This is a genomic window from gamma proteobacterium symbiont of Axiagastus rosmarus (assembly GCF_059730925.1).
In genome coordinates this window covers 3336903-3362089 of sequence record NZ_AP035925.1, presented here as the reverse complement: position 1 = coordinate 3362089, position 25187 = coordinate 3336903, and the positions used below count along the sequence as shown (strand labels likewise).

Genomic DNA, 25187 nt, shown 5'->3' with positions numbered 1-25187 from the left:
GTTTCCGCACTGCGGGATAGCCTGTCAAATATCACAACATCAGAAAGCGCGCTGATAAGGGATGATGCCCTGACGCAGCATTTCATTGGTGCCTAAGCCATAGTTAGAACTCAGACCACGCAGCTCAATGTTGAATGAGATTTGGTTGTCATACTTGCTGTCGTTGTTTTCCCAACCGTTGATCTTGCGTTCGTAACCCAGACGAATGGCGTAGCAGCAGGAGCTGTACTGCAGACCGACTAGCTGCTCGGCCGGACGGCTGTTGCGGGTGTCATAGTAGTAACCCCCCACCAGCGACCAGGCATCGGCAATCGGCCAGCTGGCCGTGGCGCCCACCTGCGAGATACCGTTTTTGTAGATCGGGTTAGTGACATAGCTGGGGTTATTCAACGCCTGCGCCACATACTCCGGGCTACTGTAGCGATAGCTCAGCTGCACCATACGGTCGGCATCACGACGGTATTCCACAATGGCATTGCCCTGGGAAACGTTGTCCAGCCGCGTATCGTATTGCAGGCCGCCGCGCACGCCCCAGCGATCGCTGACTTTCCAGTAAGTATCACCCGCCCACACCAGGCTACCGGTATCATCTTCTTTATTCGTCTGGTTTACGCCGGTACGAGACGGGGTAAACGAGTAGATTTGACCCACGGAAACGTTAAAACGTTCAACCAGATCGTTATCATAAATACGCGTGGTCACGCCGGTCGCCACTTCGTTAGACGAAGCGATACGATCGAGGCCGCTGTAGGTGCGATCGCGGAACAGGCCGGTGTAGTCGGTCTGCAGCAGCGTGGAGTCGTACGGATAGATGTTGCTCTGGTCGCGATACGGGATATACAGGTACTGCACGCGCGGTTCCAGCGTCTGGGTGTAGCCTTCGGCCCAGTCCATATTGCGGTCAAATACCAGGCGACCATCTACCTTGAACTGCGGCAGGGTGCGGTTGACTGACTCTTTCAGCTGATTGGTGCGGGTGGTATCGATATTTTCGTTGTAGTAGTTAACGTTATCCTGCTGGTAATGCGTTGCCAGCAGCTTTGCCTCGGTATCCAGACTGGCCCAGCCGTTGGACAGCGGCAGGTTGAGCGTTGGCTCGATGTGCAAACGCGTCGCTTCCGGCATTCGGTTACTGACGTTAGTGAACTTCACCGCCTGCGCATAGATGCGACCGTCAAACGGCCCGATATCGTTCTGGTACAGATTGACATCCAGCTGCGGCATCGCCCGATACACGTTCTGGCTGCTGGTATTACCAAACACCTGGAAGTCTTTGCTGGACAGCGTCGCATCCCAGTTGGTGTCAGCGTAGCCTACGCTGAATTTCTGCGTGGCGTAGCCGTCAGTCGAGCTGTAGTACTTCGAATCCAGGTCGTTGAAGTAATAAGGATCGCTGACTTTGGTGTAGTCGGCGTTGAAGCGCCAGTGCTGATCGTAGACGCCGGAGTGACGCCAGTAGAACAGCCAGCGGTCGTCGTTGCTGTCGTTCTGCACCGACGGTCGCGCGGCTTTATCTTTGTTGTACTGATTGTCAGACGGCAGATAGTCCAGCTCTAACAGGCCGGCACCAAACTGCGTCAGGTAGCGGAACTCGTTCTGCAGCTGCAGACCGCGCTTGCTCATGTAGTGCGGCGTAATAGTGGCATCGGCCTGAGGCGCGATGTTCCAGTAGTACGGCAGCATGAATTCGAAGCCGTTGTTGCTGCCGTATTTCGCGTTGGGGATCAGGAAGCCGGAGCGGCGGCGGTCGCCAATCGGCAGCTGCAGATACGGGCTGTAAAACACCGGCACGTTGCCGAGCTTGAAGCGCGCATTCCAGATCTCCGCCACTTCTTCTTCACGGTCCTGAATCACTTCCGAACCGACCACGCTCCAGCTGTTGGAACCCGGCAGACAGGAGGTAAAGCTGCCGTTTTCCAGAATGGTATAGCGGTTATTACCGCGCAGTTTCATCTGGTCAGCATCACCGCGACCCTGACGGCCGACCATCTGATAATTACCGTTCCACACGTTGGTGTCTTTGGTGTTCAGATTGGACCAGGCTTTCGGACCTTTCAGGATGACCTGGTTGTCGTCATAGTGCACATTACCCAGCGCATCGACGGTACGCACCGGCGTCGTTTGTCCGTCCTGCTGACGCTGATGCAGCTGCATCTCGTCGGCAACCAGACGGCTGTTCCCCTGCTGCACATCAACATTACCGGTGAACACCGCGTCGTTCGGATAGTTCCCTTTTGCTGAGTCAGAGTTGATGGTTACCGGCAGCGAATTCGCGTCGCCACTGACCAGCGGACGGTTGTAGCTCGGCACGCCCAGCATACACTGCGACATCAGATCGTCGGCCAGTGCATGCTGACTATAAAGCGCTGCACCAATCATGGTAGCCAGCAGGGTAGGTATACGTTTTTTCATACGCGGTTTCGATAATTCCATGAAAACTGGCATCATGCCGACAATCCGGACAGAGACTAACGTACCGCCCGGCGTTGCGCCAGTGTTAATCCTGCTCTGCCTGCGTTGCCGTTAGGCGCGGAGATAAATGACAGGTATGATAATGCAATTTTCAGCCGCAAGCATGGCGAATTGAGGAGTTTATGCGCTACTGGGGAAAAGTTATTGGTCTGGCTCTCGGCTTACTTTCCGGAGCAGGCTTTTGGGGCATCGTACTGGGTCTGATCATTGGTCATCTGTTTGACAAAGTGCGCAGCGTAAAAGGACAGGGCTACTTCGCCAACAATCAGGCGCGTCAGACGCTGTTCTTCAGCACCACGTTCCAGGTGATGGGCCATCTGACCAAGTCGAAAGGGCGCGTCACCGAAGCGGATATCCAGATTGCCTCTTTATTTATGGATCGCATGCAGCTGCATGGCGAGGCGCGTACCGCGGCGCAGCGTGCGTTTCGTGAAGGTAAGCAGAGCGAATATCCGTTACGTAACAAACTGCGCGAGCTGCGCAGCGCCTGCTTTGGCCGTTTCGACCTGATTCGGATGTTTCTGGAAATTCAAATCCAGGCGGCGTTTGCTGATGGTTCGCTGCATCCCAACGAGCGTCAGGTGCTGTACGTCATCGCGGAAGAGCTGGGGATTTCCCGCGCGCAGTTCGATCAGTTCCTGCGCATGATGGAAGGCGGTCAGCAGTTTGGTGGTGGCTCGTCGTACGGCGGCGGCGCTTATCAGCAGGCGAAACGTGGCCCGACGCTGGAAGATGCCTGCAGCGTGCTGGGGGTGAAAAGCAGCGACGACAGCACCACCATCAAGCGCGCTTACCGCAAGCTGATGGCCGAGCACCATCCGGATAAGCTGGTGGCGAAAGGTCTGCCGCCGGAGATGATGGAGATGGCGAAGCAGAAAGCGCAGGAAATTCAGGCCGCGTACGACCTGATTCGCAAAGAGAAGGGCTTTAAATAAGGGGCGGCGGCCCCTTAAAAATCGGCCGGCTGGCGAAACGTCATGCTGTTGCCAAACGCCGGATGGGTAATGGTCAGCGATTCGGCGTGCAGCTGCAGGCGTGGCGCCATGGCTAACGCCTCGGGATGGGCATAGAAGCGATCGCCGAGAATCGGATGCCCCAGCGCCAGCAGATGCACGCGCAGCTGGTGTGAGCGGCCGGTGATCGGCTTCAACTGCACCCGCGCGCTGTTATCGGCGTCATACGCCAGCACCTGATACTCCGTCTGCGCCGGCTTACCCAGCTCTACACTCACCATCTGCTTCGGCCGGTTAGGCCAGTCGCAAATCAGCGGCAGATCGATTATGCCCTGTTCCGCCGCCGGATGTCCCCAGACGCGCGCCACGTACTGCTTCGCGGGCTCGCGCTCGCGAAACTGCCGCTTCAGCTCGCGCTCGGCCGCCTTGGTCAGCGCCACCACAATCACACCGCTGGTGGCCATATCGAGCCGGTGCACCGACTCCGCCTGCGGAAAATCACGCTGGATGCGTGTCATCACGCTGTCCTTGTGCTCCTCGAGGCGGCCGGGCACCGACAGCAAACCGCTTGGCTTGTTAACCACCATGATGTGCTCGTCCTGATACAGAATATGCAGCCAGGGGGCGAGCGGCGGATTGTAGGGTTCCATCAGCATGATTCAGCGCGGCCTCAGCGATTATTGGTGTGTCACAACGATCAGACGCAGCGCATCCAGCCGCCAGCCGGCTTCACCGAGGCTGGCCAGCACCTGCTCGCGGTTGCTCTCCAGCGCATCAACCTCATCATCACGGATGTTGGGGTTGACCGCTTTCAGCGCTTCAAGGCGCGACAGCTCGGCGCTCAGCTTCTCATCGGCCTCAACTTTGGCCGCCGCAATCAGCGCCTGCGCTTCCGGCACGATGACTTTTTCCGCCTGCGTCAGGATGTGATGCACATCCTGCTGCACCGCGTTCACCAGCTTGCTGCCGGTATGGCGGTTGACTGCGTTGAGCTGACGGTTAAAGCTTTCGAACTCCACCTTGCCGGCGAGGTTATTTCCGGCGCGATCCATTAGCAGGCGGACCGGCGTGGGCGGCAGGAAGCGGGTAAGCTGCAGGTGCTTCGGCGCCTGTGCTTCGACCACATAGATCATCTCTACCAGCAGCGTGCCCACCGGCAGCGCCTTGTTCTTCAGCAGCGACAGCGCACAGCTGCCGGTATCGCCGGAGAGTATCAGGTCGAGACCGTTGCGAATCAGTGGATGTTCCCAGGTAATGAACTGGGTATCTTCGCGTGACAGCGCCTGGTTACGGTTAAAGGTTACGGTGCAGCCATCTTCCGGCAGGCCGGGGAAATCCGGCACCAGCATGTGGTCCGACGGCGTCAGGACGATCAGGTTATCGCTGCGATCTTCCTGGTTGATGCCGACGATATCAAACAGGTTGAGCGCAAAGTTCACCAGCTCGGTGTCGTTATCCTGCTCGCCGATGGCATCAGCCAGCGCCTGCGCGGCTTCGCCGCCGTTCGAGTTCAGCTCCAGCAGACGGTCGCGCCCCTGCTCCAGTTGCGCCTTCAGGGTGTCATGCTGTTTGCGGCTCTGGGCGATAAAGTCGTCCAGCCCCTGCGGGTTGTCCGGCGCGGCCAGATACTCAATCAACTGCGGGTAGGCGCTGTCGTAGATGGTGCGGCCGGTCGGGCAGGTGTGCTCAAACGCGTCCAGCCCTTCGTGGTACCAGCGCAGCAGCACTGCCTGGGCGGTTTTCTCCAGCCACGGCACCAGAATCTGGATGTCATGCAGCTGGCCGATACGATCGAGACGGCCGATACGCTGCTCGAGCAGATCCGGGTTAAACGGTAAATCGAACATCACCAGCCGGCTGGCGAACTGGAAGTTACGCCCTTCCGAGCCGATTTCCGAACACAGCAGCACCTGGGCGCCATCTTCCTGCGAAGCGAAGAAGGCGGCCGCGCGGTCGCGTTCGATAATCGATAGTCCTTCATGGAACACCGCGGCGCGGATGCCTTCGCGCTCGCGCAGCACCTGCTCCAGCTGCAGCGCAGTGGCGGCTTTGGCGCAAATCACCAGCACTTTCTCTTTACGGTTGCTGGTGAGGTAGCCCATCAGCCACTCAACGCGCGGGTCGAAGTTCCACCAGGTGCCGCTGTCGCCTTCAAATTCCTGATAAATCTGCTCCGGATACAGCATGTCGCGCGCGCGCTCTTCCGCCGTTTTGCGCGCCGCCATAATGCCGGAGACTTTAATCGCCGTCTGATACTGCGCCGGCAGCGGCAGGCGAATCTGATGCAGTTCGCGTTTCGGGAAGCCCTTCACACCGTTACGCGTGTTACGGAACAGCACGCGGCTGGTGCCGTGGCGATCCATCAGCATCGAAATCAGCTCTTTACGCGCGTCGTCTTTGCCGTCGCGATCGCTGTTCGCCACCTGCAGCAGCGGCTCAATATCCTGCTCACCGACCAGATCGTTGATCAGGTTCATCTCGTCTTTGCTAATGGCGTGATCGGCCAGCAGCGTACTGACGGCGTCAGCCACCGGGCGGTAGTGCTGCTGCTCGGCCACAAACTGCGCGAAATCGTGGAAACGATTCGGGTCCAGCAGGCGCAGACGGGCAAAGTGGCTCTCCATGCCGAGCTGTTCCGGCGTCGCGGTCAGCAGCAGCACGCCGGCGGTCTTTTCCGCCAGCTGTTCGATGACCTGATATTCGCGGCTCGGCGCGGCTTCGCTCCACGCCAGATGGTGCGCTTCGTCGACCACCAGCAGATCCCAGTCAGCTTCGGCCAGCAGCTCCAGCCGCTGTTTGTTGCGGCGGACAAAATCCAGCGAGCAGATAATCAGCTGCTCGGTATCAAACGGATTGTCGCTGTCGTGCTGCGCTTCGGTGTAGCGATCGTCGTCGAACAGGGCAAAGCGCAGGTTGAAGCGGCGCAGCATTTCCACCAGCCACTGGTGCTGCAGGGTTTCCGGCACCACGATCAGCACGCGCTCGGCGCGTCCGGCCAGCAGCTGCTGCTGGATAATCATCCCGGCTTCAATGGTTTTACCGAGGCCGACTTCATCGGCCAGCAGCACGCGCGGTGCGTGGCGGCGACCGACGTCATGTGCGATGTGCAGCTGATGCGGAATCAGGTTGGTGCGCATGCCGCGCAGGCCGCTAATCGGCAGGCGATACTGTTCGCTCTGGTATTTGCGTGCGCGAAAGCGCAGGGCGAAGCGATCCATACGGTCCAGCTGGCCGGCAAACAGGCGATCCTGTGGCTTGCTGAACACCAGTTTGCTGTCGAGCATCACTTCGCGCAGCACCACGTTGCTTTCGTCGGTATCAAGACGCGTGCCGATGTAAGTCACTAAATCGTTTTCGTTGCGGACTTCATCAACCTGCATCTGCCAGCCTTCGTGGCTGGTGACGGTATCACCCGGATTAAAAATCACGCGGGTGACCGGAGAATCATTACGGGCATAGAGGCGGTTTTCGCCGGTGGCGGGAAACATCAGTGTGACCATGCGCGTATCCAGCGCCACGACTGTCCCCAGTCCCAGCTCACTTTCCGTATCACTAATCCAGCGTTGACCCAGTGTAAAAACCATATATTTTTTGCTCGATTCTCTAAAAGATAGAAAGACGTTCGCCTGCTCTCAGACAATACCCCACCGCCAGACAGTTATCTGGTCAGCTGGTGCACGCGGTGAGAATCAGGAAGGGCGCTATGGTACTGGATGGCAGGGCATTCGTCACCTGTCAAAAAAGCCCCAGTTGCCCGGTGATCAGTGTAGCAAAGTCATCACCGACAAACGGTAAAATCCCTTCGGCGATCGGCTGCAGCTGCTTGCTGACGTAGTGATCGTAATCCAGCGGCGTGCTGCGCGCTTCCAGCGGCTCCGGCCCGGCGGTGGCCATGACGTAGCGGATCGATCCGCCGTTCTGATACTGCAGCGGACGCTGCAGTTTACGGTTATGTTCATCGGCGAGGCGCGCGGCACGCACGTGGGGCGGCACGTTGCGTTCGTAATCTTTCAGCGGCCGGCGCAGGCGCTTTTTATACACCAGCAGCTCGTCCAGTTCGCCGGCCAGCAGCTGTGCTACGGTGTCGCGAATGTAATCCTGCCAGGGTTCACCGCGGAAGATGCGGCCATACAGCGTCTGCTGGAACTGCTGCGCCAGCGGCGTCCAGTCGGTGCGCACCGATTCCAGCCCCTTAAACACCAGCCGCTCGTCACCGTCGCGGCGAATCAGTCCGGCGTAGCGCTTTTTACTGCCCTGTTCGGCGCCGCGAATGGTTGGCATCAGGAAGCGGCTGAAATGGGTTTCGTACTCCAGCTCCAGCGCGCTGTCGAGACCGTAAGTCTGCTGCAGATGCTGTTGCCACCAGCGATTCACGTGCCCGGCCAGCCGCTGGCCGATCGCGGCGGCATCGGCTTCGCTGTGGGCGCTTTTCAGCCAGACAAAAGTAGAATCGGTGTCACCGTAAATCACGTCAAAACCTTCGGCTTCAATCAGCTCACGCGTTTGCTGCATGATGGCGTGACCGCGCAGGGTGATCGACGAGGCGAGGCGCGGATCGAAAAAGCGACAGGCGCTGGTGCCAAGTACGCCATAAAAAGCGTTCATGATGATCTTCAGCGCCTGCGACAGCGGCTGGTTGCCGTCACGTTTGGCGGCCTCGCGCCCCTGCCAGATCTGCCCGACAATCGCCGGTAAACAGTGGGTGCGGCGCGAAAAGCGCGCGTGGCGAAAACCGGGAACCGAATCGGCGTCATCCGGATGCGCCAGGCCTTCGACCAGCCCGACCGGATCGATCAGAAAGGTGCGGATGATCGACGGATAGAGGCTTTTATAATCCAGCACCAGCACCGAATCATACAGTCCGGGGCGCGAATCCATCACGTAGCCGCCAGGGCTGGCTTCCGGTGCCACTTCGCCGAGATTGGGCGCGACAAAGCCGGCGCGGTGCATTCGCGGAATATACAGGTGGCTGAACGCCGCCACCGATCCGCCGTGGCGATCCACTGCCAGGCCATTGACGGTGGCGCGCTCCAGCAAAAACGGCATGATGGCGGTGTGCTGGAAAATACGCGTAACCAGCTCGCAATCCTTCAGGTTGTAGGTGGCCAGCGCCGGTTTGTCGTGGGCAAAGCGCCAGTTGATCTCTTCCATGCGCTGCCACGGATTGTTGATGGCTTTGCCTTCGCCCAGCAGCTCGCGCGACACCGCTTCCAGGCTGAATGAGGCGAAGTCCCAGAACGCCGATTTCAGCGCCTCGATACCGTCAATCACCAGCCGGCCGCTGGCCTGAGCGAAGAACACGCCGGGCTTAAAGCCGTGCTCGCGCCACTCCAGCGGCTGCTGCTGACGGCCAAGACGCAGCGGAATACCGTAGCGGTCGGCATGTTTTTGCAGCACGCGCAGGTCAAACTGCACCACGTTCCAGCCGATGATGACATCGGGATCGTGACGGGCGAACCAGGCGTTAAGCTGCTCCAGCAGCTGTGGCCGGCTGTCGAGGTAAATCAGTTCAAAATCCAGCTGGCTGGCATCACCGTTCGGCGGGCCGAGCATATACACCTGGCGCTGGCCGCAGCCCTCCAGCCCGATACAGTACAGCTCGCCGTGCTCGGTGGTTTCGATGTCGAGCGACACCCATTTCAGTTGCGGACGGTAATCGGGATGCGGCTTGAGGCGCGCGTTGACGAGGCTGTCGCCACGCGGCTCGCCGCTGAACCACACTGGTGCCGTGATAAAGCGCTCCATCAGGTAGCGTTCCGGCGGGCGGATATCTGCTTCATACACCGCAATGCCGTTTTCACGCAGGCGTTTTTCGATGCTTTGCAACTGCCGGTGGCTGCGGCAATAGAGTCCCAGCACCGGTCGGCGCCGGAAATCTTTCAGATTCAGCGGTTGCAGGCGCGTATGGCGCTCGTCACGAATCAGCGCTTCGGTTTGCGCCTGGAACTCCCGGGGAATAAACGCCACTGACTCCTGCGCAGGCAGCACCAGGCGCTGCGGGCCCTGGTCGGTGGCCAGCCACAGCACCACCTCGCTGCCGGTCGGGGTATCCCGCCAGTGGCGAGTCAGCAAAAATCCTGCGCGCGGTTCGGTCACGTTAACTCCGGAGAATGAATTCATTTCAGTATATCATGGATGTTTATACAGTGTACTGCCGGTGGTGCCGTCGTCCGCGCGGCGCGGGCGTGCGGCAGCGCGGGGAATTGCTTGACGCTGTGGGGCTGTCTCAGGACAATCCAGCCTCTATATTCCGCAGAGGATAGTTATGGAAGCCTGGATCCAACACCTGTTTACGCAATCGCTGGAGTACGCGCTGATTGCCGTGGCGCTGGTGACCTTTCTTGAGTCGCTGGCGTTTGTCGGCCTGCTGCTGCCGGGAACGGTCCTGATGGCCAGCCTCGGCGCGCTGGTGGGCAGCGGACAAATCGGGCTCTATCCGGCGTGGGCCGCCGGGCTGGCCGGCTGTCTGATTGGCGACTGGGTGTCGTACGGCATTGGCTGGAAATTCCAGGGACCGTTGCACCGCTGGAAATACCTGCAAAAATACAAAGGGCTGCTGGATAAAACCGAGCACGCGCTGCATCAGCACAGCATGTTTACCATCCTGGTGGGGCGCTTTGTCGGACCGACGCGTCCGCTGATTCCGCTGGCGGCCGGCATGCTGGAGCTGCCGGTGCGTAAATTCCTGCCGCCGAACATTATCGGCTGCATCCTGTGGCCGCCGGCTTACCTGATGCCGGGCATTCTGGCGGGCGTGGCGATCGACGTGCCGCAGGCGGCGCAGGGCGACAGCTTCAAATGGCTGCTGCTGGCGGTGGCGCTGCTGCTGTGGATCGGCGGCTGGCTGCTGTGGCGCTGGTGGCGCAGCGGCAAAAGCGTCGACTGGGCCACGCCTTATCTGCCACTGGCGCGGCTGCGCTGGCTGGCACCGCTGATGGCGCTCATCGGCGTGGGTGCCTTTATTGCGCTGCTGTTCCACCCGATGATGCCGATTTTCCTGCAGCTGCTGTGGAAAGTGTTCTTCGCTTAACGCGGCGATACGCCAAGGATGGCGGCCGCCGGGCTTTCACCGCGCAGCAGGCTGGCGGTGCTGCCATCCCAGTACACCCGGCCGTCAACAATCACCAGGCTGCGTGACGCAATCTGCTGCGCATCCTCCAGACTGTGCGACACCATCAGCAGTGTGATAGTGCGCGCCTCGCACACCGCGCGCACCAGCTGCAGCATCTCGCTGCGCAGCGCCGGATCGAGTGCCGAAAACGGTTCATCCAGCAGCAGTACCGGCTGATTACGCAGCAGGCAGCGCGCCAGCGCCACGCGCTGGCGCTGACCGCCGGAGAGCTGGCCGGGCAGACGCGTCAGCATCGATTCCAGCCCGGTTTGCTCCGCAATCTGCTGTACCTGCTGCTGCTGTTCGCGCGTCAGCTTCAGGCCGGGATGCAGGCCCAGCCCCAGATTTTGCTGCACCGTCAGGTGCGGAAACAGATTGTTCTCCTGAAACAGCATCGATACCGGTCGCGCGGAAGGCACGCTGCGGGTATGGTCGACGCCATCGATCAGCAGGCTGCCCTGACTCACCGGCAGAAAGCCGCCGAGCAGGCTCAGCAGGGTACTTTTGCCCGCGCCGCTCGGGCCGAGAATGGCGAGACGTTCACCGGCCTGTGCGCTAAAGCTGAAGCGCATCGGCAGATGCTGGTAGAGATAAGTAAGGTTATTCAGTGTCAGCATGGCGACCCGGTAATTTTTCCATCAGCGTAAACAGCAGCAGGCATAACAGCAGCAGTAGCAGCGCGGTCACCGCGCCATCGGCACCGCGATAGGCGCCAATCTGCTGGAACAGATAAAACGGCAGGGTACGGAAATCGGCGCTGCCGAACAGCGCCACCACGCCGAAATCCCCAATCGACAGCACGCAGGCAAAGGCCAGCGCCTGCGCCAGCGGACGTTTCAGCGCCCGCAGTTCAATCAGCCGCAGGCGAGTAAACCCACTGATGCCCAGCGAGGCGCACAGCTGAGCGTAGCGCGCGCTGAGATCGCGCATCGGATTTTCCAGCACTTTCATGGCGTAGGGGATGGCGATCAGCGCGTTGGTGAAGATCACCAGCACATCGGCACGCTGCGGCAGGCCAACGGTGGCGTTGAACAGCAGAAAGAACCCGCTTGCCAGCACGATGCCCGGCATCGCCAGAATCAGCATTCCGCTGAGTTCCATGGCCTGCGCGGCGAAGCGCTGCTGACGCTGGCGCAGTTCGCGACTGCTCCACAACAGCATCATGGTCAGCAGCACGCACAGCACACCGGCACCGAGTGCGATGCGCAGCGACGTCCATGTGGCCTGCCACAGCGCGGGCTGTTGCAGCGCGCCGGCAATGCCGCCGCGTAAGCCGTCGACCAGCACCGCCGCCAGCGGTGGCAGCAGTAACAGCAGCGCCAGCGTAATCAGCAGCGTATCCGCGACGCGTGCGTGCCAGGAATCCTGCGGATCGCGCCAGCCGCGCACCGTCTGGCTACCGGCCGGAATCGCTTTACTGAAGCGCTGGCTGAGCAGCACCAGCAGCAGACAGCAGCCGAGCTGCAACAATGCCAGCAGCGCGGCGCGGCCGGGATCGTAATCAAAGCTAAGCGCCTGATAAATGGCCAGCTCCAGCGTGGTAGCCTGCGGACCGCCGCCCAGTGCCAGCACGGTGGCAAAACTGGCGAAGCACAGCATAAAGATCAGCGCCGCCGTTGGCAGCAGCGGACGGCGCAGCCACGGCCACTCCAGCAGGCGAAACAGCGACCAGCCGCGCAGACCGAGCTGCGCCGCCAGCTGGCGCTGCTCGCCGGGAATGCTCTCCAGCGCCTGCAGCAGCATGCGCGTCGCCAGCGGCAGATTAAAGAACACGTGCGCCAGCAAAATGCCCTGCAGGCCGTAAGGCGAGAAGTGATAGTCGATACCGACGGCAGCGCACAGCTGCGCCAGCCAGCCGCTGCGCCCATAGACGCTCAGCAGACCGAATACGGCGACCAGCACCGGCAGCACCAGCGTCATGGCGCACAGGCGCAACAGCAGCGTGCGGCCGCTAAAGCGGCGGCGATAGAGCGCGCGGGCCAGCAGGATGGCTGGCAGCACCGAGAGCAGCGCTGACAGCAGCGCCTGTTCAAAGGAGAACGCCAGCACATGGTGCAGATAGCTATCGCTGAGCAGCGCGCGCCAGTCGGTGGCCGGCGCGGCGAGCAGCAGGGCACCGAGCGCCAGCAGCGCGACCGCACACAATAGCAGTGCGCTAAGCGCTCCGGGCAGCAGCCAGCCGGGCATCAGCGGCTGACGGCGCGCTGCCACGCGCTAATCCACGCCGCGCGATGGTCGGCCACCTCTGTCGGGGTGTATTGCAGCGCATTCGCGGGCACCGGTAACGCCTGATAACCGGCGGGTAAATCGCTTTTGATCACCGGATACATCCAGTTGCCGGTGGGAATGGTGCTCTGAAACGCTGGCGACACCATAAACTGCATGAATTGCTGCGCCAGCTGCGGCTGTTTGCTGCTGGCGAGCTGCGCGCCCACTTCTACCTGCAGATAGTGACCTTCGCTGAACGGCGCGGCGGCGTAGTTATCCTTTTTTTCTTCAATAAGGTGATAAGCCGGCGAGGTGGTGTAGCTCAGTACCAGATCGCTTTCGCCTTTGAGGAACAGACCATAAGCTTCGCTCCAGCCTTTGGTGACGGTCACGGTTTTGCTGGCCAGCTTCTGCCAGGCCGCCGGCGCGTCATCGCCGTACACTTTCTGCATCCACAGCAGCAGACCGAGTCCCGGCGTGCTGGTGCGCGGATCTTCATAAATCACCCGCCATTTTTTCGGGCTTTCGACCAGCTCCTTCAGGCTGTGCGGCGGATTCTTCAGCTTGTTTTTGTCATAAACGAACGCGAAGTAGCCGTAATCAAACGGGATAAAAGTGTCATTGTTCCAGCCGTCCGGCAGTTGTAGCCCGCGGGTATCCACCGTGCTTTTGCTGAACAGGCCGGTTTTTTCCGCCGCCTGAATCAGGTTATTGTCCAGCCCCAGTACCACGTCGGCCTTGCTGTTCTTTCCTTCCATACGCAGGCGATTAAGCAGCGATACGCCATCCTCCAGCGCCACATAGTTCAGCTCACAGCCGCAGCGGGCCTCAAAGGCTTTTTTCACTGCCGGACCGGGGCCCCAGTCGGCGGCGAACGAGTCGTAGGTATACACGGTGAGGACGGGTTTGGCCGCCAGAGCCGGCGCAGCGATCAGCAGCAACAGGGGCAGAACTTTATTTAACACTTTGCGTTCCTTAAGGAGAAGGTAAGGTTGCGTCGCAAAGGATCTGAGGGCGGAGCATCTCAAATCCCTACGCCGGTACGAGCCGGATCAGGTTCGACGGGTCTCTCTCAGCCAGTTAACCGGCACCCCGTTGAGAACGACATATTCTAGACATTTACAGGACAACGCGAAAGGTTCACCTGCCGGTCGTGTTGTCTCATGCTGCCCTTTTTACAGCTCCGGCGGGGCGAACCAGGCGGACTTGAAGTCAAACCAGCCGAGCGTGTTCAGCCGCACGCCACGCATGCTGCGCTGGCCCTCCAGCAGCAGCCAGTGATGAAACAGCGGATGCAGATAGTCGCTGTTTACCAGCTGTTTGCTCCACTCCGCCAGCGGCAGCGCTTTCTCACGCCAGCGCGCGGCGTCGGCCTGCCAGTCGAGCGGGATACAGTGATGCATCAGCGGTAGCTCGTAGAGCTGAGCGAACAGGGCGTAGTCGAGCGGCAGGGTAAAGTTGACGCTGCCCAGCCAGATGTCACTCTCGCCCGCGCCGTCGAACCAGCTTTCGTAGCTCACTTCGCGGGTAATCAGCTCGACGCCCTGCTGCGCCAGCAGCGGCCGTAGCGCATTGGCGATGCCCTCGTGTTCGACGTGGTGGCTGTACCAGCTGAGCGTCAGCTGGGTCACGCCGTCGGGCTTGTGGGCTGGGGTGATATCGCGCCGATGGTGCCAGCGCGGCAGCAGACCATAAGCCGGGAACCAGTAGCGCTGATAGCCGACGCCGGCATGATTGAGCAGCGCGATAGGGTTAAGCAGATCGCTCACCCAGCGGCGGAAACCGGCATCGCGCCCGCGTTCAGAGCGCTGATCGAACAGCAGAAAATAGCAGCCCTCTTCGAGACGACTCTCTTCCGATTTTTCGTCGTCGTTTTCGCCTTCCAGTTTTACACCGGCGTAGACCAGCTCATCGCTGATCTCCGGCAGCACCCAGATCGAGACATCATCAATCAGCGCGCGGTAGCCGAAGTAGTCATCAAACGCGGCGATTTTCAGCTGGGTTTGCTGATTGCGCACCACGCTGTACGGACCGGTGCCAATGGGCTGACGGGCGAAGTGGCGCAGCGTCGGCCACTCACGCGGCAGAATCATGGCGCTGACGCTGGCCAGCAGCCACGGCAGCCAGCAGTCCGGCTGGCTGAGATGGATATCCAGCGTCCACGGCGCCGGCGAGTGCAGTTGGTCGATATGCGAAAACAGCGGCTGGCTGCGCACCCGTTCCAGCGAGGCGATGACATCCTCCATCTCCAGCTCGCGACCATGATGAAAGCGGATTGCCGGCCGCAGGAAGAAGCGCCAGTGCAGCGGAGAGGTTTGCTGCCAGTGATGGGCAATGTCGGCGGCGATTTCCCCCTTTTCCTCATTTATACGCGTCAGGCCGCTGAATATCTGTCGCGCCAGATGGGTTTCTGAACGGCGCAGCGGCGAGCCGGGCAGCAGGTTAGGCAGGGGCCGGTAGTAGAGCACGCGCAGAATATGCTTGCCCTGGCGAAAGCTGCGGCCAAGGTGCGCGGCAATCATCTGCCGCACCTGGTTTTTATCGCCCACCAGCTGCACCAACTGGTCGATGCGATCCTGCTCCAGCAGGTCTTCGGCGCGCTGCTGCTGTAGCGCCAGTCCGGTATAGCAGAAGCTCAGCAGCGAGCGTTTACCGCGACCGGCTTCAGCCTGCCAGATCAGCCAGCCCGCCGCCTGCATGGCGTTCAGCAGGTTACGCATGTGGCGGCGTGAGCAGTGCAGCAGTTCGGCCAGCTCGCTCAGCGTGGTTTCCTGATCCTGGCCCTGACAGTGTTGCCACAGGCGAATAAATTGCTGTTGCAGACGCGCAGAGGACATAAAAGGGGAACTCCTTCTCGACTTCGCTCAGTTTTTCCTGCCCCATATTAGAGGCATACTGGCGGACAATGGAAGAGCGGGAGGCATTCAGCAATGAATGGCGCTCTGCCAGCGGTTCCGCCGACGTGGAACCTTTTCTGAGTAGGGTGCAATTTCACCGCCAGCGGAGTTTTTCTCTGCTGGCTTTTTTCGTTTTGCTGTGGAATCTTCTACGCTGTTTTTTTCCCGGTCTTTTTCCTCAAAGGGATTTCTGCATGAAATCGCTGTTACCGCGGCCGCGCCGCCTGAATCCGGTTTACCTCTCCTTTATGGCGGTGTCGTTTATGGTCGGCGTGGCGGGGGCGTTACAGGCGCCGACGCTCAGCCTGTTTTTGACGCGCGAGGTGCAGGTGCGGCCGTTCTGGGTCGGCCTGTTCTTTACCATCAACGCCGTCGCCGGGATCGTGATCAGCCTGCTGATGGCGAAGCGTTCGGATAACCGTGGCGATCGCCGTCATCTGATCCTGTTTTGCTGCCTGATGGCGGTGGCCAACGCGCTACTGTTTGCCTTTAACCGTCACTATCTGACGCTCATTACCCTCGGTGTGCTGCTGTCGGCGCTGGCCAGCGTGGCGATTCCGCAGATCTTCGCGCTGGCGCGTGAATATGCCGATCAGTCAGCGCGGGAAGTGGTGATGTTCAGTTCGGTGATGCGCGCGCAGCTGTCGCTGGCGTGGGTGATTGGGCCGCCGCTGTCGTTCGCGCTGGCGCTCAACTACGGCTTCGTCACGCTGTTCTGTGTGGCGGCGGTGATTTTTCTGCTGAGTATGCTGCTGATCTGGCGCACGCTGCCCTCGGTGCCGCGCATCGCCGCCACGCCGGAGCAGGTGCTGATGCAGCTCAGCCCGTGGAAAGACAGCCAGGTGCGGCTGCTGTTTATCGCCTCGGTGGTGATGTGGGCGTGTAATACCATGTATATCATCGATATGCCGCTGTATATCAGCGCAACCCTTGGCCTGCCGGAGAAGCTGGCAGGGCTGCTGATGGGCACCGCTGCCGGGCTGGAGATCCCGATCATGCTGCTGGCCGGCCATTACGCGAAGCGCTACGGCAAGCGCAATCTGATGCTGCTGGCGCTGGTAGCGGCGATTGTATTTTATCTCGGGCTGGTGCTGTTCCGTTCTCAAACCGCGCTGATGGTGCTGCAGCTGTTTAACGCCGCGTTTATCGGCATCATCGCCGGTATTGGCATGCTGTGGTTTCAGGATTTGATGCCGGGGCGCGCCGGTGCGGCGACCACCATGTTCACCACCTCGATTTCAACCGGGTTGATTATCGCCGGCCTGATTCAGGGGATACTGAGTGAGCGCTTTGGCCATGAGTCGGTGTACTGGCTGGCGCTGGTGATGGCGGTGGTGGCGCTGGTGCTGGCGGCGCGGGTACGGGATGCGCGGTGAGGGCGGTGTGGAGATTGAAGGTCGCCATCAATGGCGACCCTGCAGGGCATTGCGCGTTTCGGGCATGTTTTGCACATTTTTGGTCGCCATAAATGGCGACCCTACAGGGCATTGTGCATTTAAGCATCTTTGGTCGCCATCAATGGCGACCAGATTACTGACGCGTTTGCTGTAGGGTGCGCCTTGCTGCGCACCGGGTAAACCTTAACGCAGAAACGCTGGCTGGCTGGATTCGTAGCTGGCGATGGACGCTTCATGCTGCAGCGTCAGGCCAATGCTGTCGAGGCCGTTGATCATGCAGTGACGGCGGAAGCTGTCGATTTCAAAGCTATAAACCTTGTCGCCGGCGGTGACGGTCTGCGCTTCGAGATCCACGGTGAAGCGGATGCCCGGCTGCGCGGCCACCAGCTTAAACATCTCATCGACCTGCTCTTCGCTCAGCTTCACCGGCAGCAGCTGGTTGTTAAAGCTGTTACCGTAGAAGATGTCAGCGAAACTCGGCGCAATCACCACGTGAAAACCGAAGTCGGTCAGCGCCCACGGCGCGTGTTCACGTGAGGAGCCGCAGCCAAAGTTCTCGCGCGCCAGCAGGATGCTGGTGCCTTTGAACTCCGGCTTATTCAGCACGAAGCTGGCGGTCGGCTGGGTGCCGGCATCATCATCAAAACGCCAGTCGTGGAACAGATGCGCGCCAAAGCCGGTGCGCGTCACTTTCTGCAAAAACTGCTTCGGGATGATGGCATCGGTGTCGACGTTTGCGGCGTCCAGCGGGGCCACAATCCCGGTGTGTTGGGTAAATTTGTTCGCCATGGCTTAAGCTCCCTGAGTCAATTCACGAATGTCGGCAAAACGACCGGTTACCGCCGCCGCAGCAGCCATCGCCGGGCTCACCAGATGGGTGCGACCGCCGCGACCCTGGCGACCTTCAAAGTTACGGTTACTGGTTGAGGCACAGCGCTCGCCCGGATTCAGACGGTCGTTATTCATTGCCAGGCACATCGAACAGCCCGGCAGACGCCACTCAAAACCGGCTTCGAGGAAGATTTTGTCCAGGCCTTCGGCTTCAGCCTGCGCTTTCACCGGACCGGAACCCGGCACCACCATCGCAACTACGCCCGGCGCCACTTTGCGGCCTTTGGCGATCGCGGCAGCCGCGCGCAGATCTTCGATACGTGAGTTGGTGCAGGAACCGATAAATACTTTATCGATCGCTACCTCAGTCAGTTTGATGCCCGGCTGCAGATCCATATAGGCCAGCGCTTTCTCGGCGGAAGCACGTTCAACCGGATCGGCAAACGAGGCAGGATTCGGGATGGCCTGATCCACGGCCATCACCTGGCCCGGATTGGTGCCCCAGGTGACCTGCGGCGCGATATCGGCAGCATTCAGCGTCACGACGGCGTCAAACTGCGCGTCGCTGTCGGACTTCAGGGTGCGCCAGTAAGCCACAGCCTGTTCCCACTGCTCGCCCTTCGGCGCAAACTGCTTGTCTTTCAGATAGGCAAACGTGGTGTCATCCGGTGCCACCAGTCCCGCTTTGGCGCCCATCTCAATCGCCATGTTGCACAGCGTCATGCGGCCTTCCATGCTCAGCGCTTCAATCGCCGGGCCACAGAATTCAACCACGTGACCGGTGCCGCCGGCGCTGCCGGTTTTACCGATGATCGCCAGTACGATGTCTTTGGCGGTGATGCCCGGCGCAGCTTCGCCCAGCACTTCAATCTTCATGGTTTTCGCCCGGCCCTGTTTCAGGGTCTGGGTGGCGAACACGTGCTCCACTTCGGAGGTGCCGATACCGAACGCCAGGGAACCGAAGGCGCCGTGCGTTGCGGTGTGCGAGTCGCCGCAAACGATGGTCATGCCCGGCAGCGTCATGCCCTGCTCGGGACCGATCACGTGCACAATGCCCTGGAACGGGTGGTTCAGGTCATACAGCTGAATGCCGAACTCAGCACAGTTCTTCATCAGCTCCTGCATCTGGATACGCGCCATTTCACCCGAGGCGTTGATGTCTTTGGTCTGGGTGGAAACGTTGTGATCCATGGTGGCAAAGGTCTTCGACGGCTGGCGCACTTTGCGGCCGTGCGCACGCAGACCGTCAAACGCCTGCGGCGAGGTGACTTCGTGAATCAGGTGACGATCGATATACAGTAACGGCGTTTCGTCTGGCGCTTCGTGAACGACATGTGCATCAAATAACTTCTGGTATAAGCTTTTCATTTTGTTATTTTTCCTCGCTGATGTAACCGGCAATGATGCTGCCCATTTCATCGGTACTCACGGCAGGGCCGTCACCGGCCAAATCACGGGTGCGATGGCCCGCTTCCAGCGCACGGCTTACCGCGCGCTCAATACTATCCGCAGCGGCGTCAGCGTTCAGGCTGAAACGCAGCAGCATCGCCAGCGACAGAATCTGCGCAATCGGGTTAGCGATGTTCTGGCCGGCGATATCCGGTGCGGAACCGCCCGCCGGTTCGAACAGGCCGAATCCCTCTTCATTCAGGCTGGCCGAAGGCAGCATACCCATCGAGCCGGTGATCATCGCGCACTCGTCCGACAGAATGTCACCAAACAGATTCGAGCAGAGTAAAACGTCAAACTGCGACGGATCCTTAATCAGCTGCATGGTGGCGTTGTCGATGTACATATGGCTCAGCTGCACATCCGGATAATCTTTTGCCACTTCGTTGACGATTTCACGCCACATCACCGAGGTCGCCAGCACGTTAGCTTTATCAACGGAAGTCACTTTATTACGACGCTTGCGCGCGGCTTCAAAGGCGTTGCGGGCAATACGTTCGATTTCAAAACGGTGATAGACCTCGGTATCAAAAGCGCGTTCATGCGCGCCGCTGCCTTCGCGGCCTTTCGGCTGGCCGAAATAGATGCCACCGGTCAGCTCACGCACGCACAGGATGTCGAAGCCGCGGGCGGCGATGTCGCTGCGCAGCGGGCAAAATGCTTCCAGACCTTTGTACAGCGCCGCCGGGCGCAGGTTGCTGAACAGTTTGAAGTGTTTACGCAGCGGCAGCAGCGCACCGCGCTCAGGCTGGCCAGCCGGCGGCAGGTGTTCCCATTTTGGACCGCCGACCGAGCCGAACAGAATGGCATCAGCCTGCTCAGCACCGGCCACGGTGGCGGGGGGTAAAGGTTCACCGTGACGATCGATGGCGATACCGCCGACATCATATTCGCTGGTGGTGATGCGCATATCGAAGCGCGCGCGAATCGCGTCGAGAACTTTCATGGCCTGCGCCATCACTTCCGGACCGATTCCGTCGCCTGGCATTACCGCAATATGATAAGACTGAGTCATAGTTACACCGTTTCCTTCTGATCTTTAAATTTACGCTGCAATTCTTTTTCGACCTGCTTTGCCCGCCAGATGTTGTTCAGGGCATTCACCATCGCTTTCGCCGAGGATTCGACGATATCGGTCGCCAGGCCCACGCCGTGGAATTTACGCCCGTTGTAGTTGACTACGATATCGACCTGACCCAGCGCGTTTTCGCCGTGGCCTTTCGCGGTCAGCTTGTAGTTCACCAGCTCAGCATCGAAGCCGGTGATACGATTAATGGCCTGGTAGACGGCATCAACCGGACCGTTACCGGTAGCGGCGTCGGCTTTGGCCTCTTCGCCGCAGCCCAGCTGCACTGACGCCGTTGCGGTGACGCTGGAGCCGGTCTGCACGTTGAATTCGTTCAGCTGGAAGTACTCCGGCTCTTCATTCTGCTTATTAATGAAGGCCAGCGCTTCCAGGTCGTAATCGAACACCTGGCCTTTTTTGTCCGCCAGCTTGAGGAAGGCGTCGTACAGCGTATCCAGGTTGTAATCGGACTCTTTATAACCCATCTCTTCCATACGGTGCTTCACGGCGGCACGGCCGGAGCGGGACGTCAGGTTCAGCTGAATTTTGTGCAGGCCAATCGATTCTGGCGTCAGGATTTCGTAGTTTTCGCGGTTCTTCAGCACGCCATCCTGATGAATGCCGGAGGAGTGGGCGAAGGCGTTGGAACCGACCACCGCTTTGTTGGCGGGGATCGGCATGTTGCAGATCTGGCTGACAATCTGGCTGGTGCGGTAGATTTCCTGATGATTGATATTGGTGTGCACGTTCATGATCTGCTGGCGGGTTTTGATCGCCATGATCACCTCTTCCAGCGCACAGTTACCGGCGCGCTCGCCCAGGCCGTTCAGCGTGCCTTCGACCTGACGCGCACCGGCCAGCACTGCCGCAATGGCGTTACCGGTCGCCATGCCCAGATCGTCATGGGTGTGAACGGACAGAATCGCTTTGTCGATGTTGGGTACGCGCTGTACCAGCTGACCAATAATGTTGGCGTACTCGCCCGGCAGGGTGTAGCCCACGGTGTCCGGAATATTGATGGTGGTGGCGCCAGCGTTGATCGCGGCTTCTACCATGCGGCACAGGTCGTCAATCGGCGTACGGCCACCGTCTTCGCAGGAAAACTCAACGTCATCAGTATAGTTGCGCGCCCGCTTAATCATGTGCACCGCGCGTTCAATCACATCCGGCAGCGTGCTGCGCAGTTTAGTGGCGATGTGCATCGGCGAAGTGGCGATAAAGGTGTGAATACGGAAGGCGTCGGCCACGCGCAGCGATTCGTAAGCCGCGTCGATATCTTTCTCGACACAGCGCGCCAGACCACACACGCGGCTGTTTTTGATGGTCCGGGCAATAGTCTGCACGGATTCGAAATCACCCGGCGAAGAGACCGGAAAACCGACTTCCATTACATCCACGCCCATCCTTTCCAGCGCCAGGGCGATCTGCAGTTTTTCTTTAACACTCAGGCTGGCCTGTAATGCCTGTTCGCCGTCGCGCAGAGTGGTATCGAAAATTATTACTTGCTGGCTCATGATCATCTTCCTTTTGCATTGACTTCGCCGGTGCTACGAGCATAAAAAAACCCGCGCAGTGGCGCGGGTTTTTTAACTTTCAGCAGGTTCGAATCAGTTGTTGATTTCGCCCACGAGTCTACCGCGCAAACTGGATGCGTTAAGTAGTAGACCGAGTAGACGAAAAGAACGTGACATGAATAAAACCTCGTAAAATGAGTGCTGCACATATTGGTACTGGATTCGCCTGGCGATGTCAACCCTAAGTGAAAGGGTATTTCTCTGGCCGGAAAAGGGCGATGTGCTGGGATTATCGGTCATCACAGAGCATTGCCATTAATTAACGGTGGCTTAGCGCGTTATGCCACTTTAAAAAATCTTTTAAAAAAGGCGGGTAATTTTAAGTTGCTGAATTATATGTTTTTAGTCAGGTTTATTCGTCAGGTGGAAAAACAAGATAAAGCTTGTTGCTTAGCAGATTGTGATGTGGAAGAGGGATTTAAGAGTTAATCACGCCAGAAACGCGGTAACGGAAAAAATTGTGGGCTAAACACGCTGGCAATATGAAAATCATATTTCTTACAACACGCTGTAAATAATCTGCAAACCAGCATTTTCCTCTGTCCATATGCCATCGCATTAGTTTATTCCTCCCGGGCGATAATCACGCGTCAGTGCCTTTTTTGCCACTGACAGCGCCGTGCCGCCTTATGACGTTTGCAGGCCGGGTTTTCTGCGGTTATGGTAATCGACCTACTCTCAAAAGAATCCACGCAGGTAGATTCCCTGTACCTGGAAGACGAAATGAATGGCGTCTTCTGAGCATAAACATAAGGTTTTGATCTTAATTGGCAATAAAGGGACAGATGCGAGCGGCATGCAGGATAGCGTTTGCTGGCGCAGCTGGCTCTCAAGCCTGGAGGCAGAAAATGGAGATGTTGTCAGGAGCCGAAATGGTCGTCCGTTCGTTAATCGATCAGGGCGTTAAGCAGGTATTCGGTTATCCGGGCGGTGCGGTGCTCGATATTTATGATGCGCTGCAAACGGTCGGTGGTATTGACCACGTGCTGGTGCGCCACGAGCAGGGCGCCGTACATATGGCGGATGGCCTGGCGCGCGCGACCGGCGAAGTCGGCGTGGTGCTGGTCACCTCAGGTCCTGGCGCCACCAACGCTATCACCGGTATTGCGACCGCTTATATGGATTCCATTCCGCTGGTGATCCTCTCCGGTCAGGTGCCGTCCTCGCTGATTGGCTATGACGCCTTCCAGGAGTGCGACATGGTGGGGATTTCGCGTCCGGTGGTGAAGCACAGCTTCCTGGTGAAAAGCACCGAAGAGATTCCGACAGTGCTGAAAAAAGCCTTCTGGCTGGCGGCCAGCGGTCGTCCGGGGCCGGTGGTGATCGATCTGCCAAAAGATATTCTGAATCCGGCCAACAAGCTGCCGTACGTGTGGCCGGAAACTGTCAGCATGCGCTCTTACAATCCGACGCTGCAGGGCCACAAAGGCCAGATCAAGCGCGCGCTGCAGACGCTGCTGGCGGCGCACAAGCCGGTAATTTACGTCGGCGGCGGGGCCATTACTTCAGGCTGCGAGGCGGAACTGCTGCAGCTGGCAGAGCAGCTGAATATTCCGGTCACCACTTCGCTGATGGGGCTGGGCGCGTTCCCGGGCACGCATCGCCAGTGTGTGGGCATGCTCGGTATGCACGGCACCTATGAAGCCAACATGACCATGCACAATGCCGATCTGATCTTTGGTATCGGCGTACGCTTTGACGACCGCACCACCAACAATCTGGCGAAGTATTGCCCGAATGCCACCGTGATGCACATTGACGTCGACCCGACTTCGATTTCCAAGACCGTCAGCGCCGATATTCCGATTGTCGGCGATGCCAGACAGACGCTGACGCAGATGCTGGAGCTGCTGGCACAGAGCGAGGCGAAGCAGGAGCTCGACAGCCTGCGTGACTGGTGGCAGAGCATTGAAGGCTGGCGCAGCCGCAAGTGCCTCGAATTTGACCGTACCAGCGACAAAATCAAACCGCAGGCGGTGATCGAAACCATTTGTCGTCTGACGCACGGTGAGGCGTATGTGACCTCGGACGTCGGCCAGCACCAGATGTTCGCCGCGCTTTACTATCAGTTCGATAAACCGCGTCGCTGGATCAACTCCGGCGGCCTCGGCACCATGGGCTTTGGCCTGCCGGCGGCACTCGGCGTGAAGATGGCGCTGCCGCAGGAAACCGTAATTTGCGTGACCGGCGACGGCAGTATCCAGATGAACATTCAGGAGCTGTCGACCGCGCTGCAGTATGACCTGCCGGTGCTGGTGCTGAACCTCAACAACCGCTTCCTCGGCATGGTGAAACAGTGGCAGGACATGATTTACTCCGGCCGCCATTCACAATCCTATATGGAATCGCTGCCGGACTTCGTGCGCCTGGCGGAAGCCTATGGCCACGTGGGCATCGCGATTCAGCATCCGGCTGAGCTGGAAGAGAAGCTGCAGCTGGCGCTCGATACGCTGGCGAAAGGGCGTCTGGTGTTTGTGGATGTCACGGTGGACGGCAGCGAGCACGTCTACCCGATGCAGATTCGCGGTGGCGCGATGGATGAGATGTGGTTGAGCAAAACGGAGAGGACTTAATTATGCGTCGTATTTTATCAGTTCTGCTGGAGAACGAATCCGGCGCATTGTCGCGCGTGGTGGGGCTGTTTTCCCAGCGCGGCTATAACATTGAGAGCCTGACCGTCGCGCCGACCGACGATCCTACCCTGTCGCGCATGACCATTCAGACCGTGGGCGACCAGAAAGTGCTGGAGCAGATCGAAAAGCAGCTGCACAAGCTGGTGGACGTGTTACGCGTCAGCGAACTGGGGCAGGGCGCTTACGTCGAGCGTGAAATCATGCTGGTGAAGATTCAGGCCAGCGGGTACGGTCGCGAAGAGGTAAAACGCAGCGCGGAAATTTTCCGTGGGCAGATCATCGATGTGACGCCGACGCTGTACACGGTTCAGCTGGCCGGCACCAGCGATAAACTCGATGCGTTCCTCAACACCGTGCGCGAAGTGGCGGAAATCGTTGAAGTGGCGCGTTCCGGCATCGTCGGGGTATCACGTGGCGATCGCGTAATGCGTTAATACCGCAAAGTTATCATCGGTTTTCAAGCTAACCCGGCGGAATGCCGGGTTTTTTTATTTTATGCGCTTCGGCCGCTTGTGCATGAAAAGCGGTTGCTCAGCGTACTGTTCTGCGGTTAGATGTTACAAATGTTTTACCCTTAGCTACTCTGCGGACATTTT

17 protein-coding genes and 1 riboswitch are annotated in these 25187 nt (G+C 59.2%); of the genes, 5 read left to right on the top strand and 12 right to left on the bottom strand.

All coding sequences use genetic code 11. The features are described 5' to 3' along the window. Nucleotides 1-39: 39 nt before the first annotated feature. A complete protein-coding gene (gene lptD, locus AC6I8F_RS15925; RefSeq protein ID WP_223815704.1) occupies nucleotides 40-2412 on the bottom strand; it encodes an LPS assembly protein LptD in 2373 nt (790 codons plus the stop codon). Between the two features lie 182 nt (nucleotides 2413-2594). Between lptD and djlA the strand changes: the two genes are divergently transcribed. Next, nucleotides 2595-3407, top strand: a complete 813-nt coding sequence (gene djlA, locus AC6I8F_RS15920; protein WP_021312869.1) for a co-chaperone DjlA — start codon at nucleotides 2595-2597, stop codon at nucleotides 3405-3407. A gap of 14 nt (nucleotides 3408-3421) precedes the next feature. Here the strand turns inward: djlA and rluA are convergent, their stop codons facing one another. From rluA to polB, 3 genes are all read right to left on the bottom strand, one after another. Then, nucleotides 3422-4081, bottom strand: a complete 660-nt coding sequence (gene rluA, locus AC6I8F_RS15915; RefSeq protein WP_498028219.1) for a bifunctional tRNA pseudouridine(32) synthase/23S rRNA pseudouridine(746) synthase RluA — start codon at nucleotides 4079-4081, stop codon at nucleotides 3422-3424. Between the two features lie 21 nt (nucleotides 4082-4102). Further along, on the bottom strand, nucleotides 4103-7009 hold the full coding sequence (gene rapA, locus AC6I8F_RS15910) for an RNA polymerase-associated protein RapA (RefSeq protein WP_211726694.1): 2907 nt from the start codon (nucleotides 7007-7009) through the stop codon (nucleotides 4103-4105). A gap of 151 nt (nucleotides 7010-7160) precedes the next feature. Continuing rightward, nucleotides 7161-9521, bottom strand: coding sequence for a DNA polymerase II (polB, locus tag AC6I8F_RS15905; RefSeq protein WP_498028218.1), 2361 nt, complete (start codon nucleotides 9519-9521; stop codon nucleotides 7161-7163). Between the two features lie 169 nt (nucleotides 9522-9690). Between polB and AC6I8F_RS15900 the strand changes: the two genes are divergently transcribed. Continuing rightward, nucleotides 9691-10455: a DedA family protein gene (locus AC6I8F_RS15900; RefSeq protein WP_021507580.1), complete on the top strand. Its 765-nt coding sequence runs from the start codon at nucleotides 9691-9693 to the stop codon at nucleotides 10453-10455. On the opposite strand, the gene thiQ is transcribed toward AC6I8F_RS15900, so the two are convergent. From thiQ to sgrR, 4 genes are all read right to left on the bottom strand, one after another. After that, entirely contained in the window at nucleotides 10452-11153 is a 702-nt protein-coding gene (gene thiQ / locus AC6I8F_RS15895; protein ID WP_021507579.1) for a thiamine ABC transporter ATP-binding protein ThiQ, read from the bottom strand. The two genes, AC6I8F_RS15900 and thiQ, sit on opposite strands and share 4 nt — an antisense overlap. Further along, nucleotides 11137-12747 (bottom strand): thiamine/thiamine pyrophosphate ABC transporter permease ThiP, encoded by a 1611-nt coding sequence (gene thiP / locus AC6I8F_RS15890; RefSeq protein ID WP_346818413.1) that lies wholly within the window; start codon nucleotides 12745-12747, stop codon nucleotides 11137-11139. The genes thiQ and thiP overlap by 17 nt, the downstream gene beginning before the upstream one ends. Further along, complete coding sequence (thiB, locus tag AC6I8F_RS15885) at nucleotides 12723-13709, bottom strand: thiamine ABC transporter substrate binding subunit (protein WP_394521109.1); 987 nt, start codon at nucleotides 13707-13709, stop codon at nucleotides 12723-12725. Before thiB ends, thiP begins: the two co-directional genes overlap by 25 nt. Before the next feature lie 46 nt (nucleotides 13710-13755). Next, nucleotides 13756-13849: riboswitch (TPP riboswitch) on the bottom strand. A 70-nt stretch (nucleotides 13850-13919) separates the two neighbouring features. Beyond that, the gene (sgrR, locus tag AC6I8F_RS15880) at nucleotides 13920-15581 is read right to left on the bottom strand and encodes an HTH-type transcriptional regulator SgrR (protein WP_058770626.1); all 1662 of its coding nucleotides are present in this window, start codon (nucleotides 15579-15581) and stop codon (nucleotides 13920-13922) included. Between the two features lie 254 nt (nucleotides 15582-15835). Here sgrR and AC6I8F_RS15875 point away from each other — a divergent pair, with 254 nt between their 5' ends. After that, nucleotides 15836-17017, top strand: coding sequence for an MFS transporter (locus AC6I8F_RS15875; protein WP_058759636.1), 1182 nt, complete (start codon nucleotides 15836-15838; stop codon nucleotides 17015-17017). A gap of 204 nt (nucleotides 17018-17221) precedes the next feature. On the opposite strand, the gene leuD is transcribed toward AC6I8F_RS15875, so the two are convergent. From leuD to leuA, 4 genes are read right to left on the bottom strand one after another with little or no spacing between them, the layout of a single operon-like run. Further along, a complete protein-coding gene (leuD, locus tag AC6I8F_RS15870; protein WP_058759635.1) occupies nucleotides 17222-17827 on the bottom strand; it encodes a 3-isopropylmalate dehydratase small subunit in 606 nt (201 codons plus the stop codon). A gap of 3 nt (nucleotides 17828-17830) precedes the next feature. Further along, nucleotides 17831-19237, bottom strand: coding sequence for a 3-isopropylmalate dehydratase large subunit (leuC, locus tag AC6I8F_RS15865; protein ID WP_058759634.1), 1407 nt, complete (start codon nucleotides 19235-19237; stop codon nucleotides 17831-17833). 4 nt (nucleotides 19238-19241) lie between these two features. Next, complete coding sequence (gene leuB, locus AC6I8F_RS15860; protein WP_021507572.1) at nucleotides 19242-20333, bottom strand: 3-isopropylmalate dehydrogenase; 1092 nt, start codon at nucleotides 20331-20333, stop codon at nucleotides 19242-19244. A gap of 2 nt (nucleotides 20334-20335) precedes the next feature. After that, nucleotides 20336-21898 (bottom strand): 2-isopropylmalate synthase, encoded by a 1563-nt coding sequence (gene leuA, locus AC6I8F_RS15855; RefSeq protein ID WP_058759632.1) that lies wholly within the window; start codon nucleotides 21896-21898, stop codon nucleotides 20336-20338. A 908-nt stretch (nucleotides 21899-22806) separates the two neighbouring features. On the opposite strand from leuA, the gene ilvI reads away from it, so the two are divergent. Together ilvI and ilvN are read left to right on the top strand one after the other, a co-directional pair. Then, nucleotides 22807-24531: an acetolactate synthase 3 large subunit gene (gene ilvI / locus AC6I8F_RS15850; protein ID WP_031279705.1), complete on the top strand. Its 1725-nt coding sequence runs from the start codon at nucleotides 22807-22809 to the stop codon at nucleotides 24529-24531. A 2-nt stretch (nucleotides 24532-24533) separates the two neighbouring features. Beyond that, on the top strand, nucleotides 24534-25025 hold the full coding sequence (gene ilvN, locus AC6I8F_RS15845) for an acetolactate synthase small subunit (protein WP_010615603.1): 492 nt from the start codon (nucleotides 24534-24536) through the stop codon (nucleotides 25023-25025). Nucleotides 25026-25187: the final 162 nt, after the last annotated feature.

What these genes read in the sequence shown, in the direction of transcription:
- leuB (WP_021507572.1), bottom strand. Translation starts at nt 20,333, where the DNA reads ATGACTCAGTCTTATCATATTGCGGTAATGCCAGGCGACGGAATCGGT.
- AC6I8F_RS15900 (WP_021507580.1), top strand. Translation starts at nt 9,691, where the DNA reads ATGGAAGCCTGGATCCAACACCTGTTTACGCAATCGCTGGAGTACGCG.
- leuC (WP_058759634.1), bottom strand. Translation starts at nt 19,237, where the DNA reads ATGAAAAGCTTATACCAGAAGTTATTTGATGCACATGTCGTTCACGAA.
- ilvN (WP_010615603.1), top strand. Translation starts at nt 24,534, where the DNA reads ATGCGTCGTATTTTATCAGTTCTGCTGGAGAACGAATCCGGCGCATTG.
- ilvI (WP_031279705.1), top strand. Translation starts at nt 22,807, where the DNA reads ATGGAGATGTTGTCAGGAGCCGAAATGGTCGTCCGTTCGTTAATCGAT.
- rluA (WP_498028219.1), bottom strand. Translation starts at nt 4,081, where the DNA reads ATGCTGATGGAACCCTACAATCCGCCGCTCGCCCCCTGGCTGCATATT.
- AC6I8F_RS15875 (WP_058759636.1), top strand. Translation starts at nt 15,836, where the DNA reads ATGAAATCGCTGTTACCGCGGCCGCGCCGCCTGAATCCGGTTTACCTC.
- djlA (WP_021312869.1), top strand. Translation starts at nt 2,595, where the DNA reads ATGCGCTACTGGGGAAAAGTTATTGGTCTGGCTCTCGGCTTACTTTCC.
- sgrR (WP_058770626.1), bottom strand. Translation starts at nt 15,581, where the DNA reads ATGTCCTCTGCGCGTCTGCAACAGCAATTTATTCGCCTGTGGCAACAC.
- leuD (WP_058759635.1), bottom strand. Translation starts at nt 17,827, where the DNA reads ATGGCGAACAAATTTACCCAACACACCGGGATTGTGGCCCCGCTGGAC.
- leuA (WP_058759632.1), bottom strand. Translation starts at nt 21,898, where the DNA reads ATGAGCCAGCAAGTAATAATTTTCGATACCACTCTGCGCGACGGCGAA.
- lptD (WP_223815704.1), bottom strand. Translation starts at nt 2,412, where the DNA reads ATGAAAAAACGTATACCTACCCTGCTGGCTACCATGATTGGTGCAGCG.
- rapA (WP_211726694.1), bottom strand. Translation starts at nt 7,009, where the DNA reads ATGGTTTTTACACTGGGTCAACGCTGGATTAGTGATACGGAAAGTGAG.
- thiQ (WP_021507579.1), bottom strand. Translation starts at nt 11,153, where the DNA reads ATGCTGACACTGAATAACCTTACTTATCTCTACCAGCATCTGCCGATG.